14 protein-coding genes are annotated in these 13,312 nt (G+C 66.1%); 9 read left to right on the plus strand and 5 right to left on the minus strand.

Annotated features, from left to right (window positions below):
- Positions 1 to 30 precede the first annotated feature (30 nt).
- The 4 genes from PCA10_RS04145 to PCA10_RS04160 form a co-directional block, all read right to left on the minus strand.
- A complete protein-coding gene (locus PCA10_RS04145; protein ID WP_016490773.1) occupies positions 31 to 696 on the minus strand; it encodes a YciC family protein in 666 nt (221 codons plus the stop codon).
- Between the two features lie 75 nt (positions 697 to 771).
- On the minus strand, positions 772 to 1,251 hold the full coding sequence (locus tag PCA10_RS04150; protein ID WP_016490774.1) for a YbaK/EbsC family protein: 480 nt from the start codon (positions 1,249 to 1,251) through the stop codon (positions 772 to 774).
- A gap of 43 nt (positions 1,252 to 1,294) precedes the next feature.
- A complete protein-coding gene (locus PCA10_RS04155; RefSeq protein ID WP_016490775.1) occupies positions 1,295 to 2,020 on the minus strand; it encodes a type 2 periplasmic-binding domain-containing protein in 726 nt (241 codons plus the stop codon).
- A gap of 164 nt (positions 2,021 to 2,184) precedes the next feature.
- Positions 2,185 to 2,745 (minus strand): cysteine hydrolase family protein, encoded by a 561-nt coding sequence (locus tag PCA10_RS04160; protein ID WP_016490776.1) that lies wholly within the window; start codon positions 2,743 to 2,745, stop codon positions 2,185 to 2,187.
- 69 nt (positions 2,746 to 2,814) lie between these two features.
- Here PCA10_RS04160 and PCA10_RS04165 point away from each other — a divergent pair, with 69 nt between their 5' ends.
- Both PCA10_RS04165 and PCA10_RS04170 read left to right on the plus strand, forming a co-directional pair.
- The gene (locus PCA10_RS04165; protein ID WP_197539869.1) at positions 2,815 to 3,315 is read left to right on the plus strand and encodes an NYN domain-containing protein; all 501 of its coding nucleotides are present in this window, start codon (positions 2,815 to 2,817) and stop codon (positions 3,313 to 3,315) included.
- A 26-nt stretch (positions 3,316 to 3,341) separates the two neighbouring features.
- Positions 3,342 to 3,953 carry a 3'-5' exonuclease gene (locus PCA10_RS04170; protein ID WP_016490778.1) on the plus strand — a complete coding sequence of 204 codons (612 nt, stop codon included), beginning with the start codon at positions 3,342 to 3,344 and terminating at the stop codon, positions 3,951 to 3,953.
- A 172-nt stretch (positions 3,954 to 4,125) separates the two neighbouring features.
- Here PCA10_RS04170 and PCA10_RS04175 read toward each other — a convergent pair whose 3' ends face one another.
- Positions 4,126 to 4,602 carry an Lrp/AsnC family transcriptional regulator gene (locus PCA10_RS04175; protein ID WP_016490779.1) on the minus strand — a complete coding sequence of 159 codons (477 nt, stop codon included), beginning with the start codon at positions 4,600 to 4,602 and terminating at the stop codon, positions 4,126 to 4,128.
- A gap of 162 nt (positions 4,603 to 4,764) precedes the next feature.
- On the opposite strand from PCA10_RS04175, the gene yedA reads away from it, so the two are divergent.
- The 7 genes from yedA (at position 4,765) to PCA10_RS04210 (ending at position 13,310) form a co-directional block, all read left to right on the plus strand.
- Positions 4,765 to 5,688 carry a drug/metabolite exporter YedA gene (gene yedA / locus PCA10_RS04180; RefSeq protein WP_016490780.1) on the plus strand — a complete coding sequence of 308 codons (924 nt, stop codon included), beginning with the start codon at positions 4,765 to 4,767 and terminating at the stop codon, positions 5,686 to 5,688.
- A gap of 60 nt (positions 5,689 to 5,748) precedes the next feature.
- Positions 5,749 to 7,071 (plus strand): DEAD/DEAH box helicase, encoded by a 1,323-nt coding sequence (locus tag PCA10_RS04185; protein WP_016490781.1) that lies wholly within the window; start codon positions 5,749 to 5,751, stop codon positions 7,069 to 7,071.
- 681 nt (positions 7,072 to 7,752) lie between these two features.
- Positions 7,753 to 8,577, plus strand: coding sequence for a response regulator transcription factor (locus PCA10_RS04190; RefSeq protein WP_041770129.1), 825 nt, complete (start codon positions 7,753 to 7,755; stop codon positions 8,575 to 8,577).
- A gap of 589 nt (positions 8,578 to 9,166) precedes the next feature.
- Positions 9,167 to 10,285 (plus strand): ABC transporter ATP-binding protein, encoded by a 1,119-nt coding sequence (locus PCA10_RS04195; protein ID WP_016490784.1) that lies wholly within the window; start codon positions 9,167 to 9,169, stop codon positions 10,283 to 10,285.
- Between the two features lie 57 nt (positions 10,286 to 10,342).
- Positions 10,343 to 11,488, plus strand: coding sequence for an ABC transporter substrate-binding protein (locus PCA10_RS04200; protein ID WP_016490785.1), 1,146 nt, complete (start codon positions 10,343 to 10,345; stop codon positions 11,486 to 11,488).
- Between the two features lie 98 nt (positions 11,489 to 11,586).
- Positions 11,587 to 12,498 (plus strand): ABC transporter permease, encoded by a 912-nt coding sequence (locus PCA10_RS04205; protein WP_016490786.1) that lies wholly within the window; start codon positions 11,587 to 11,589, stop codon positions 12,496 to 12,498.
- Positions 12,498 to 13,310 carry an ABC transporter permease gene (locus PCA10_RS04210; RefSeq protein ID WP_016490787.1) on the plus strand — a complete coding sequence of 271 codons (813 nt, stop codon included), beginning with the start codon at positions 12,498 to 12,500 and terminating at the stop codon, positions 13,308 to 13,310. The genes PCA10_RS04205 and PCA10_RS04210 overlap by 1 nt, the downstream gene beginning before the upstream one ends.
- Positions 13,311 to 13,312: the final 2 nt, after the last annotated feature.

The following is a 13,312-nucleotide window of genomic DNA, read 5'->3' on the forward strand; positions in this document are numbered from 1 at the left end:
CGGTTGCCACCCTTAGCGGGGCCAGCCGGATCATTGCTCGGTGGCGGCCTGCTCCGTCACCAGGGTGAACATCCGGTACAGGGCAATGCTGACGAACAGCTGGAAGAAGCTGTTGATGCTTTCCAGGATCACGGTGCCCACCGGGTCGGGGTTTTGCCCGAGTTCGCGGTAGGCGAACCAGTCCACCACCCAGATCGGCCCCATCACCAGCAGCACGCAGGCGAGGATGGTCCAGAAGTGCCCACGGGTCAGGGCGAAGCTTTCCTTCACGGCGTCCAGCGGCGCCTTGCCGTCGAGCACCAGCAGGTACTCGGCGAAGGCCAGTTTGATCATCACGTAGAGGCCGGGAATGATCAGCAGCCAGGCGCCCACCATGATTAGCAGGGTGCTGATGGCCGCCAGCACGGCGAAGGACGGCCAGCGGAACAGCGCCATCTCCAGCACCTGCCGTGGCTTGAGGTGGATACGGTGGCTGCGGCTGTCGACGTAGATGATCAGCGCACCGACGTAGAGCGGGTAGAACAGCATGCTGACGATGATCGACGCGCCCTGGGACTTGTCCGGGCCAAGCCAGGAAACCAGGCCTTGCTGGGCGATGGCCTCGATCAGGATGGTCGGCAGGCAGAGCAGGGCGATGGCGCCCGCATTGCGCGAAAGGAAGTACCAGGAGGATCGCAGCAGCTCGAAGGGATTCATCTGGGGGCATTCACATCTTGCGGCAGTCGGTCTTGGGGACTTTAGCCCAAGCCGGGGCCACCTCCCAAGGCCGGCTCAGCCGGAACGATAGTGCAGTACCCGATTCGGCAGCTGCGGCAGCAGTCGCGCGAGATCGGCGGTGGCCACTTCCAGGGTGCGCTCCGGCGGACCGGGGGAGTAGATCAGGTAATCGTGGCGGAAGATCGCCTCGTCCACCAGCAGGACGATGTCCTCGGCATGGCCGAGGGGGCAGGCGCACTGGGGCACGCAACCGGTCAGACGGACCAGCTCCTCGTCGCTGGCCACGCTCGGGCGTGTGCCCAGCAGGGCCTTGAGCTGGGACCAGTCGGCCCGCGCGCCTTCCAGTGTCACCAGCATGGCGTAGGTGCCGTCCTTCAGGCGCAGGAACAGGCTCTTGCTCTCCACTCCGCGCAGCCCGAAGCGCTGGCGCACCACATGGGCGGTGGGGTAGTCGAGCACGGCTTCGTGGCTGACTTCCCGGTAGGCGATGGCGTGCTCCTCGAGCAGGGCCAGGTTGCGGGCGTGGAGCGACATGGAGGTTCCGGTGGGTGGCGGAGGGGAGGGCCATGATAATCCTTCAGGGCGGGCTCAGATCATCCAGCCCGGCTTCCTGCAGAACCTGGCGTTCGATCTCCCGCAGGCGGCCCCGCTGCGCCATTTTTCGCAGGACTTCCTCCAGGCGCGGCGCCAGGTCGCGATGACGGGGGTTGAGGTAGTGGTGCATGGGAAAGCGCTCCAGCGCCGGTCGCAGCGGCTTGATGCCGCGCAGGTCGTTCTGCCGCAGGACGCACATGCCCGAGTAGTAGTCCTCCACATGCACGTCCACCCGGCCGCCGGCCAGTTTGCGCATGCCGTTCTCCACACCGTTGGAGGGCGACTGGCGAACACCCTTCAGGCGCAATTCCAGCGCAGCCTTGCCGCGCTCGAAGCCCACCAGGTACGGCTTGAGGCTGGACCAGTCGTGCAACTGCAGCGGGCGGCTGGCGAAGGCCACCGCATAGGAGGCGAACAGTGGGGTGCGGATCAGCAGCAGGTCGTGGCGTTGCTCGGCGATCAGGCTGGTGCGGCACAGCTCGCCATCGTTCAGGCCGCGCTCGGCGTCCTGCAGGGCGCGGGCGGCCGGTGCCGCGCGGGTCTCGATGCTGATGCCGAGCTGGCCGTAGGCCTCGGCGAGGATGCGTTTGCAGATCTGGAACAGCGGCAGGCCCTGGTCGGGAAAGGCGCTGAATACCAGGCGTGTCTCGCCATGGCCGGGGGTGGCGAGCAGCAGCAGGGCGAACAGGCAGCATCCATGAGCACGCATTGCGCTTTTGCCTGGGGCACGGCCTGTGGCTGGGAGTGACTGCCAGACGGTGCCGCCTGCCATGGCGGGCACCTTGCTCCTTGCAACAGACCCTTGCGGTGGGTCTCGGCGTCTTCCCCGTTCTCGATACGCGCGGGGTTAGCTGCAACTATAGCCGCCCGCTCTCAGGGCGTTGGCCTGGCCGCCAGCAGCTCGTCCGCCGACAGCACCCGGGCGTACTCGCCCTGGAGATTGGCCATGGCCATGTCGTGCACCTCGTCGGCGCTGCGCGGGCGACCGGAGAAATCGGCCTTGGCGAAGGTGTAGCAGGCGTCGGCCACCACGCTGGTGGCGAACCCCAGGTTGCCGGCGCTGCGGGCCGTGGCTTCCACGGAGTTCTCGCTGGCCACGCCGACTATCACCAGCGCCTCGATGCCGCGCACCCGCAGCCAGCGTTCCAGCCCGCTGTTGATGAAGGCGTCGGGCACGTTCTTCTCCAGCACCTGCTCGCGGGCCTGCGGCATGAATTCCGGCTGGAACAGGGCGCCGGGCTGGCCGGGGGCGAACACCGAGTCCGGTTCGCGGGAAATGTGGCGGATGTGCACCAGCGGCCAGCCGGCTTCGCGCCAGCGGGCGAGCCGGGCGGCGATGCGCTCTTCGGCCCCGGGGTTGTTGCGCGGCCTGTCCAGGCGGCGGATACCCTGTTGCTGGTCGATGATCAGCAGGGCACCCGGCGAGTTCTGCATGGTCGAATCCACTTTCCGTTCCCCGAGGCTGGCATACTGGCCGCAATCTACCCTCATCCAGTCGCCGCCATCCAGCCGCGAGGAGCCGCGTTGAAGAAGATCGCAGTATTCGCCGACGTGCAGAACCTCTACTACACGGTGCGCCACGCCTACAGTTGCCATTTCCACTACAGCGCCTTCTGGCAGAGCGTCAGTGCCGAGGGTGAGATAGTCGAAGCCAACGCCTACGCCATCGACCGTGGCGACCCCCGGCAGCAACAGTTCCAGCAGATCCTGCGCAACCTGGGTTTCAACGTGAAGCTCAAGCCCTTCATCCAGCGCAGCGACGGATCGGCCAAGGGCGACTGGGATGTCGGCATCACCATCGACGTGCTCGACGCCGCGCCCCGGGTGGACATGGTGGTGCTGGGGTCGGGCGACGGCGATTTCGACCTGCTGCTGGAGCGGGTGGCGCAGGCCCACGGCGTGGAGACCCTGGTCTATGGCGTGCCGGGCCTCACCGCGCAGTCGCTGATCCGCGCCGCCACGCGCTACCAGCCCATCGAAGGCAACCTGCTATTGCGCAGCTGAGCTGCGCCCTCAACCTGGAATTTCCCGTGTACCCCATAGCCGTCATCGACTTCGAAACCACCGGCATCACGCCGGGGACCCATTGCCGCGCCACCGAGATCGGCGTGGTCATCCTGGAAGGCGGACGCATAGTCGACCGCTACCAGAGCCTGATGAACGCCGGTCTCCCGATCCCCGCCTTCATCCAGAACCTCACCGGCATCAGCACCGCCATGCTGCGCGACGCGCCGCCGCCGGAACAGGTGATGGGCGAGGCCGCCGACTTCATCGGCGACCTGCCGCTGCTGGCGCATAACGCGTCGTTCGACCAGAAGTTCTGGGACTTCGAGCTGTCGCGCATCGGCCGCACCCGTCGGCAGCCTTTCGCCTGCTCCCTGCTGCTGGCCCGGCGCCTGTTGCCCGAAGCCCCCAACCACAAGCTCGGCACCCTCAACAGCTGGGCGTGCCTGCCTGACACCGGCAAGGCCCACCGGGCCCTCGCCGATGCCGAGATGGCCGCCAACCTGACCCTGCACCTGGCCGGCCGCCTGCGGGAAAAACACGGGATAGGCGACGTTTCCCACCAGCTGTTCTGCAGCCTGCAGAAGGTGCCGGCGGCGAAGATTCCGGAAGCGCTCCGACGTCACCGGGCAGGCTAGGGCCTAGCCTACGAACCCCGGCACGTAACCGCCCTTGTAGGTTGGCGCAGAGCGCAGCGAAGCCCAACATCCCTCGATCGATGGGTTGGGTGGATGGCGCTTTTCCATCCACCAGCGGAGTCATGCCGGCCCCCGGATGGTGGACCGATGAAGCGTGGTCCACCCTACGCTCTCAACCCCGCACCGAGTGCAACGGCTCCACCTTGGCGCGCTCTTGCAGCACGCCGGGAATGCGTTGCTCGAAGGGCGTGGAGAGGATGAGCGAGGTCTTGGTGGCGCCGTACTTGCCAATCTGGTCGATCAGGTCCTGCAGTTCCGGCATCGAGGCCACCGCCGCCTTGATCAGCAGGCAAGCGTCGCCGGTGACACGGTGGCAGAGGGTCAGTTGCGGAATCTTTTCCAGGGCCTCCTGGGTGCGCTTGTAGTCACGGTCGGTGATGCGCAGTTCGATCACGCACTCGATGGGCAGGCCCACCTTCGCCAGGTCCACGCTGGCGTGATAGCCGGTGATCATCCCGCTGGCCTCCAGCTTGGCCACCCGGTCGGCCACCGCTGGCGGCGACAGGTTGACCCGGCGTGCCAGGTCGGCAAAGGACGCACGGCCATTCTCGATAAGCGCCGAAAGCAGCTGGCGGTCGTACTTGTCCACAGGGACCTCCACAATCAGTAGCTGTTGAATCCAAGCTGAAAGCACATCAATTCAGTGGTTTCCAAGGTTTGAGGGAGGATCAAGCTGCCTTTCAGCCTTATTCGCTCCCTGTCGCCTTTCATAGAATAGACGCTTCAATCCTGCCCCTGTCGAGTTCCGATCATGCCTGCCCGCCGCGTTCCGCTCCTGCTCGTCGGGGCCTTCCTCGCCCTGTACCTGATCTGGGGTTCCACCTACCTCGCGATCCGCATCGGCGTCGAATCCTGGCCGCCGCTGCTGATGGCCGGCATCCGCTTCGTGGTGGCCGGCGCCCTGATGTATGGCTTCCTGCGCTGGCGCGGGGTGCCCAACCCGAGTTGGCAGGAGTGGAAGGCCGCCGCCGCCATCGGCTTCCTGCTGCTCAGCTGCGGCAACGGTGGCGTGACCCTGGCCGAGTACCTGGGCGTGGCGTCCGGCGTGGCCGCCCTGGCGATCGCCACGGTTCCGCTGTTCGCCCTGTTGTTCGGGCTGATCTGGGGCCAGCGCACCGCCCGGCTGGAGTGGGCCGGCATCCTGCTCGGGCTGATCGGCATCGGCCTGCTCAACCTCGGCTCCAACCTCCAGGCCAGCCCGGTGGGCGCGGTGCTGATCCTCTTCGCGGCGGCGGCCTGGTCCTTCGGCTCCATGTGGAGCAAGCACCTCAAGCTGCCCGCCGGGCCCATGGCCAGCGCGGTGGAAATGCTCGCCGGCGGCGCCGCGCTGCTGATCGGCAGCCTGCTCAGCGGCGAGCGCATGCTCGCCGCCCCCACCCTGGCAGGCTGGGGCGCGCTGGCCTACCTGATCTTCTTCGGCTCGATCATCGCCTTCAGCTCCTACCTCTACCTGCTGAAGAACGTGCGCCCGGCCGCGGCCACCAGCTACGCCTACGTCAACCCGGTGGTGGCGGTGCTGCTGGGCATCGGTTTCGCCGGCGAAACCATCGGTGTCGAGGAAGGCCTGGCCATGCTGGTGATCATCAGCGCGGTGGTGTTGATCGGCCTGCCGCAATGGCGTGAGCGCAAGGACGGGAAAGCGCGCAAGGAAGAGGTGTTGCAACAGACCAGTTGATCCCGGAGGTGCTGGCCAGCCTGCTAGAATTGCGCCTTTTCCGCACACAGTGGCTGCCCCATGACCTTCGCTTCCCTCGGCCTGATCGAACCCCTGCTGCGCGCCACCGAGGCGCTCGGCTACAAGACCCCATCGCCGGTACAGGCCGAGGCGATTCCTGCCGTCCTCAAGGGCCGCGACCTGATGGCCGCCGCCCAGACCGGCACCGGCAAGACCGCGGGCTTCGCCCTGCCGCTCTTGCAGAAACTGACCCAGGAAGGCCCGGAAGTGGCCAGCAACTCGGTGCGCGCGCTGGTGCTGGTGCCCACCCGCGAGCTGGCCGAGCAGGTCAACGAAAGTTTCCGCGTCTATGGCCAGCACCTCCCGCTGCGCAACTACGCGGTCTACGGCGGCGTGAGCATCAACCCGCAGATGATGAAGCTGCGCAAGGGCATCGACGTCCTGGTCGCCACGCCCGGGCGGCTGCTGGACCTCTACCGGCAGAACGCGGTGAAGTTCAACCAGCTCCAGGTGCTGGTGCTGGACGAGGCCGACCGCATGCTCGACCTCGGCTTCTCCCGCGAGCTGGACGACGTTTTCACCGCGCTGCCCAAGCGCCGCCAGACCCTGCTGTTCTCCGCCACCTTCTCCGACGCCATCCGCCAGATGGCCCGCGAGCTGCTGCGCGACCCGCTGTCCATCGAAGTGAGCCCGCGCAACGCGGCGGCCAAGAGCGTCAAGCAGTGGCTGATCACCGTGGACAAGAAGCGCAAGGCCGAGCTGTTCCTGCACCTGTTGCAGGAGCGTCGCTGGGGCCAGGTGCTGGTGTTCGCCAAGACCCGCAAGGGCGTCGACGAACTGGTGGACGAGCTGCAGGGCCAGGGCGTCTCCGCCGACGCGATCCACGGCGACAAGCCCCAGCCCTCGCGGCTGCGCGCGCTGGAGCGGTTCAAGGCTGGCGAGGTGCAGATCCTGGTGGCCACCGACGTGGCCGCCCGTGGCCTGGATATCGACGACCTGCCGCTGGTGGTCAACTTCGACCTGCCCATCGTCGCCGAGGACTACGTGCACCGCATCGGCCGCACCGGGCGAGCGGGCGCCACCGGTGAAGCCATTTCGCTGGTCTGTGCCGACGAGGTACAGCTGCTGTCGGCCATCGAGGTATTGATCAAGCAGACCCTGCAGCGGCGCGATGAGCCCGGTTTCGTTCCGGACCACCGGGTGCCGCAGACCGATGCCACCGGGGCCATCCTGAAAAAGCCGAAGAAACCGAAAAAGCCCAAGGAGCAGGCCGCCGGCAAGGACGGCAAGGGCGCGGCGCTGGGGCGCTGGATCGACAGCGAGAAGCCCAAGGTCAAGGCGGTGCGCAAGGGGCCGGGGTTTGGGAAGGTGAAGAAGGGCTGAGGCTTTTGCGGCGCTCAGGGCCGTAGGATGGGTTGAGCGAAGCGATACCCATCAGGTCTCCTGGCTCGAGTTGGCGGCTCAGTTCATTTCCGAGTGGTTGTGGGTTTCTGTTTCGCCCTCCCGGGCGAGTCCCTTTTCCATTCGCCGGATGGCCGCCCCCGTGAAAAGGAACCAAAAAACTTGCCCCTGCATCCGGCCCCGGCTTCGCCGGGGTCCCCTCGTTCCATCCTTGCTCCGGGGGCCGCCGCGCAGGGCCATCCATGGCCCTGCGCGGCTCTCGCGGCATCCATGCCGCTCGTCCCCCTACGCAAGGATTCCACTCGGCCTCCTGAAGGGGCGCTTTGCGCGGCGTCATCTTCCCTTCTTCATGTCAGGCCGGTATGGGCATCAGGATGGATTGTCCCTAGCCGGCGCGAGTCACCCTTCTACCTCTGGGAGAGGGGCTGGGGGTGAGGGGGCGTCCGGCTACGAGGATTAGCCCTATAACCACCCTCTTTTGTGGCATTGGGTGACGCCTTCGGGGGCATCGGTTACCCGTTCGGGGGCGTGTCGTCACCCGGTACCCCCGTGCCAGAGCGCTTTGTGGGGCTTTCAGGATATTGGCTCACTTCCTGCATTTCTGTGCGAAATGCTGAACGCCTATAGTGATTGAAGCGCAGCCCAACCTCAGGCAATTCCTACATGCGCCACAAGGATCTCAAACACTGGACCACCGGTGTCGCTCATCTGCTTGCCCTGCCCGCTGGCCGTCCGCGTTTGCTCGGCCTCAGCCAGTGGTTGCAGCAGATCTGCCACGTCGACCATTTCGTGCTCTTCGTCTACGAAGGCAACCACCGGCCCTTGCCCCTGTTCGACACCTTCCCGCCGGACAAGCGCCATGTGTACGTCGAGGACTACCAGGTCGGCCCCTACCTGCTCGACCCCTTCTACCTCGCCTGCACCCGCAACCAGGCACCCGGCCTCTGGCGCCTGCGCCAGTTCGCGCCGGATCACTTCTACCTGGGCGAGTACTACGTCACCTACTACCAGCAGACCGGCCTGACCGAGGAAATCGCCTTCTTCATCGACCTGGCCGACGGCGCCAAGGCGGTGCTTTCGCTGATGCGCAGCACCTGCAGCCCGGCCTACAGCCGCGACGAGATGCAACTGCTGGATTGCGCCCAGCCGGTGGTGGAGCAGGTGGTCAACCAGGCCTGGGAACTGGCCCGCGCCCATGCGCCGCGTCCTGCCCAGGACCTGGACTACAAGATCCGCGAAGCCTTCGACCAGTTCGGCGCCCATGTGCTGACGGCCCGTGAGCAGGAGGTGGTGCAGATGCTCCTGCGTGGCCACTCCAGCGCTTCGGTTGCCGAGCATCTGGCCATCAGCCCCGGTACGGTGAAAATCCACCGCAAGAACCTCTACGCCAAGCTCGGCATCGGCAGCCAGTCGGAGCTGCTGGGGCTCTTCGTCCGTGATCTGGCCGGCCAGCGCGACGACCCGGAGCCCTTGCGCACGGCGGTCTAGCCTTATCGCGATTGGTGATCAAACCTGGCTGGTCAATAACCAACCAGTCGGCGTGAAACCAGCTCCCATGGGCCTCCGGCGCGGGTGCCCACGAGTTATCCACAAGACTTTGCACAGATTCTGTGAGCAGTGTCTGAAGCGATTGATCTGTACCTGTGGGGGCGAATTCATTCGTAAAGGGCAACGCAGTTGCCCCATGGTTATCCCAGGGCAGGCCCGTGGCCTGCTTGGCGAATGAATTCGCCCCCACGGGAAGCCACCCCATGTCGGCAGCTCTGCTGCTCAAAAACCAAGCACTTGCTCCTGGCCCTTGCCCCGCGCCGCCTGCAGCCGGTCATCCACGACTTATCCACAGTTCGTCCCACAGAAAATGTGGGCAGCGTGCATCGCCACGGCTGTTCAAAAAATGATCGGCGGCGCGCAGCCCACGCACGCCATGGCCCACAGCCGGTCATCCACGATTTATCCACAACAAGCCCCACAGTTTCTGTGGAGCATCGGCCTATCCCCCGAGGGATATATACAGCCTGAAAGCACCATCGCTAGCCTGTGAGCAGATGCCAAGAACACCTGCGAAAAGGGGCCGGCTGTGAGCGATGCAAGCGAGTTCTTCGATATCGAGTTCCGTCATGTGGTCAAGCGCTACGGCGCGGTCGCGGCGGTCAACGGCCTGAACTTCAAAGTGCGGCGCGGCGCCTTCCATTCCTTCCTCGGCAGTTCCGGCTGCGGCAAGACCACCACCCTGCGGATGATCGCCGGCTTCGAGCAGCCCAGCGAAGGCGAGGTGCTGCTGGCCGGGCGCTCCGTGGCCGGGGTGCCGGCGCACCAGCGGCCGGTGAACATGGTGTTCCAGAGTTATGCATTGTTCCCGCACCTGACGGTGGCGGAGAACATCGCCTACGGCCTGCGCTACCACCAGCCGCGTCCGAGCCGCGCCGAGCAGCGCCGCCTGGCCGACGAGGCGCTGGAGATGGTGCGCCTGTCCGGCTTCGGCCAGCGCAAGCCCCATGAACTTTCCGGCGGCCAGCAGCAGCGGGTGGCCCTGGCCCGCGCCCTGGTGAACAAACCCACGGTACTGCTGCTGGACGAGCCCCTGGCCGCCCTGGACCGCAAGCTGCGCAAGGAGATGCAGTCCGAGTTGCTGCGCTTGCAGCGGGAGGTGGGCATCACCTTCGTGCTGGTCACCCATGACCAGGAAGAGGCGCTGTCCATGAGCGACAGCATCAGCGTGATGCAGGACGGCAGGATCCTCCAGAACGCCAGCCCCGAGCAGCTCTACGAAACCCCGGCCACCCGTTACGTCGCCGACTTCATCGGCGAGTCCAACCTGTTCGATGGCACCGTGCGGCGCGTCGAGGACGGCCGCGTGCTGCTGGAAACCGCCCACGGCCTGCAACTGGCCAGCCCGCAGACACCCACCGGCCCGACCCTCCAAGCCACCGAGCCGGGCTGCATCGCGGTGCGTCCGGAGCTGATCGCCATCGGCGCCGGCGAAGACGCGTTGCCCCGCGAGATCAGCCTGCCCGGCCAGGTGGTGGACCGCATCTACCTCGGCAACCTCACCGAATACCGCGTACGCACCGAGCCCTTCGGCATTGTCTGCGTGCGCGTGCCGCGCCATGGCCAGCACCAGCGTTCGGCCTTCGAGCACGGCTCGCCGGTGCGCATCGGCTGGGACCAGGCCAGCGGCCTGGCAATGGCCCTCTAGCGCACGACACGCAGTACGGAACGGACAAGAACAACCACTCACAGGCAGGTAGCAGCAATGGATCGGAAAGACTTCATCAAGCAACTGCGCAGTTGGCAGAACGGTTCCATCAGCCGTCGCGAGTTCCTCGGCAAGACCGGCCTGGGTGTGGCCATGGCGGTCATGGCCGCCAATATGCCGGGCCTGCTCACCGGCAACCGCGCCTTCGCCGCCGAGAAGGGCTCACTCGGCGACCGCGTGGTCCTGGCCACCTGGCCGAACTATCACAACGCCGAGAACTTCGCCGCCTTCGCCGAGCAGACCGGCGCCCAGGTGCAGATGAACGTCTTCGGCTCCAACGAGGAGATGCTCGCCAAGCTGCAGGCGGGCGGCAGCGGCTGGGACGTCTTCGTGCCCACCAACTACACCATCAGCACCTACGCCGACCTCGGCCTGATCGAGCCGCTGGACCTCGCGCGCCTGCCCAACTTCGACCCGGCCTCCTACGAGAAGCGCTTCATGGAGCAGGGCGTCATCAACGGCAAGGTCTACGCCGTGCCGAAGAACTGGGGCACCACCGGCTTCGTCTACGACGGCGAGAAGATCAAGGCGCGGCCCACCACCTGGAAGGAGTTCTGGGAGCTGGCCAAGGGCGACGCCTCTGGCCGCGCGATGGTCCACGATTACCAGCTGACCGTGATCGGCAACGCCCTGAAGTCCTTCGGCTACAGCTTCAACTCCCTCGATCCGAAGGAGCTGGCCGAGGCCGAGAAGCTGCTGCTGGAGGTCAAGCCGCACCTCTTCGCGATCAACTCCGACTACCAGCCGTCCATGCGCAACGGCGACGCCTGGATGTCCATGTGCTGGACCGGCGACGCCTCGCAGCTGCACCGCGACATGCCGCAGATGACCTACGTGCTGGGCCGCGAGGGTGGCGAGCTGTGGAGCGATTTCTTCGCCATTCCCAAGGGCGCCGAGCGGCCCGATGCGGCCTACGCCTTCATCAACTACCTGCTCGACCCGCAGGTGAACAAGCGTGAAGTGGAAGCCCACGGCTACCCCACGGGTGACAAGCGGGTGGATGCGCTGCTGCCCAAGTCCATGCTCGAGGACCCGATCATGTACCCGGCCGCCGATCTGCTCAGCGCCCTGGAGTTCGGCGCCGCAGCAACCCTGACCAGCCCGGCGCGGGCGGAACTGATGGCCCGCTTCAAGGCGGCCTGATTGCCGCTTGGTAGGAGCGAGTTCTACTCGCGAACGGCTTCGCGAGCAGAGCTCGCTCCTACCGAAATGTCGCTTCCATGAATCGTAGGGATTCCTCCATGAACGTCGCTCTCAGCGCCCCCGCGCTGGCCGATGCGGGCCAGGCCGCGCCGGTCGAAAGTCGCAGCCTCGGCCGGCGCGTCACGCTGCTCCTGCTGTTGCCCTCGACCCTGTGGTTCCTGCTGCTGCTGCTGATGCCGCTGGTGATCATCCTGGTCTTCAGCCTGGGCGAGCGCAGCCCGGTGGGCGGCTACAGCGCAGCCCTGACCCTGGACAACTACCTGAACCTCGGCTCGCGGGCCAAGGCCTTCTACAACACCCTGCTGCTGGCGCCCCTGGGCACCCTGGTGTGCCTGGTGGCGGCGTACCCGCTGGCCTACTTCCTGGCGGTGAAGGTGCAGCGCAACCGGTCCCTGCTGCTGACCCTGGTGATCGTGCCGTTCTGGACCAGCTTCCTGATCCGCACCTACGCCTGGATCTTCATCCTCGGCGGCAAGGGCATCCCGGCGCTGCTGGCGATGGTCGGCCTGGAGGACGTGCGCCTCATCAACACTCCCACCGCGGTGCTGATCGGCATCGTCTACGGCTACCTGCCGCTGATGGTGTTCCCCATCTACGTGAGCCTGGAAAAGCTCGACAAGCGCCTGCTGGAGGCATCGTCGGACCTGGGCGCCGGCGCCTTCGAGACCTTCCGCCGGATCACCCTGCCGCTCTCGGCCCCCGGTGTCATCACCGGCGCCATGCTGGTGTTCATCCTGCTCATGGGCGAGTTCCTGATCCCGGCCATCCTCGGCGGCGGCAAGGTGTTCTTCGTCGGCAACGCCCTGGTGGACCTCTTCCTGCAATCGCGCAACTGGCCGTTCGGCAGCGCGGTGGCCATGACCCTGGTGGCGATGATGCTGGTGATCATCGCCCTCTACCTGAAGCTGGTGTCGCGCTACGGCAAGCGCGGCACGGAGGGGATGCTCTGATGTGGCTGCGCAGCTATTCCACCTCGCTCTACCTGTTCCTCTATGCGCCCATCGCGCTGATCGTGCTGTTCTCCTTCAACGCCGGGCGCAGCGGGCTGTCCTTCAAATGCTGCTCGGTGCAGTGGTTCGGTCGCGCCTTCGGCAACCCCTTCATCATGGAGGCCCTGGGCACCAGCGCGCTGATCGCCTTCTGCTCGGCGCTGATCGCCACCTTCTTCGGCACCCTGGCGGTGTTCGGCCTGCAACGCGCGGGCAAGAAGGTGCGCATGATCTTCGACGCCATGACCTACTGCGCGATCATCATCCCCGGCATCGTCATCGGCATCGCCACGCTGATCGCCTTCATCAGCCTGTTCGAGGTGGTCAACCCGCTGCTCGACCTGTTGCTGGGCGCCGGCCTGCCGCGCCTGCGCATGGGGCTCGCCACGGTGATCGCGGCGCATTCGCTGTTCACCATGGCGCTGGTGATGGTGATCGTCCGCACCCGCGTCGAGGCCATGGACAAGGCGCTGCTGGAAGCCTCCGCCGACCTCTATGCGCCACCTCTGGAAACCTTCCGCCGGGTGACCCTGCCGCAGATCGCCCCGGCCATCCTCGCCGGCTTCCTGCTGGCGTTCACCTTCAGCTTCGACGATTTCATCATCGCCTTCTTCGTCGCCGGCTCGGAAACCACCCTGCCGATCTACATCTTCTCCTCCATCCGCCGGGGCATCACCCCGGAGATCAACGCCATTTCCACGGTGATCATCTGCGTCTCCCTGGCGCTGCTGTTCACCTCCCGCTACTTGCAGAACCGCCGCAGCGGCGCCTGAGC

Source organism: Pseudomonas resinovorans NBRC 106553 (assembly GCF_000412695.1).
GTDB lineage: Bacteria > Pseudomonadota > Gammaproteobacteria > Pseudomonadales > Pseudomonadaceae > Metapseudomonas > Metapseudomonas resinovorans_A.

Coding starts and splice junctions, on each gene's coding strand:
- PCA10_RS04160 (WP_016490776.1), bottom strand. CDS start 2,745: ATGCAGAACTCGCCGGGTGCCCTGCTGATCATCGACCAGCAACAGGGT.
- PCA10_RS04145 (WP_016490773.1), bottom strand. CDS start 696: ATGAATCCCTTCGAGCTGCTGCGATCCTCCTGGTACTTCCTTTCGCGC.
- yedA (WP_016490780.1), top strand. CDS start 4,765: ATGCCTGCCCGCCGCGTTCCGCTCCTGCTCGTCGGGGCCTTCCTCGCC.
- PCA10_RS04200 (WP_016490785.1), top strand. CDS start 10,343: ATGGATCGGAAAGACTTCATCAAGCAACTGCGCAGTTGGCAGAACGGT.
- PCA10_RS04210 (WP_016490787.1), top strand. CDS start 12,498: ATGTGGCTGCGCAGCTATTCCACCTCGCTCTACCTGTTCCTCTATGCG.
- PCA10_RS04190 (WP_041770129.1), top strand. CDS start 7,753: ATGCGCCACAAGGATCTCAAACACTGGACCACCGGTGTCGCTCATCTG.
- PCA10_RS04205 (WP_016490786.1), top strand. CDS start 11,587: ATGAACGTCGCTCTCAGCGCCCCCGCGCTGGCCGATGCGGGCCAGGCC.
- PCA10_RS04185 (WP_016490781.1), top strand. CDS start 5,749: ATGACCTTCGCTTCCCTCGGCCTGATCGAACCCCTGCTGCGCGCCACC.
- PCA10_RS04150 (WP_016490774.1), bottom strand. CDS start 1,251: ATGTCGCTCCACGCCCGCAACCTGGCCCTGCTCGAGGAGCACGCCATC.
- PCA10_RS04155 (WP_016490775.1), bottom strand. CDS start 2,020: ATGCGTGCTCATGGATGCTGCCTGTTCGCCCTGCTGCTGCTCGCCACC.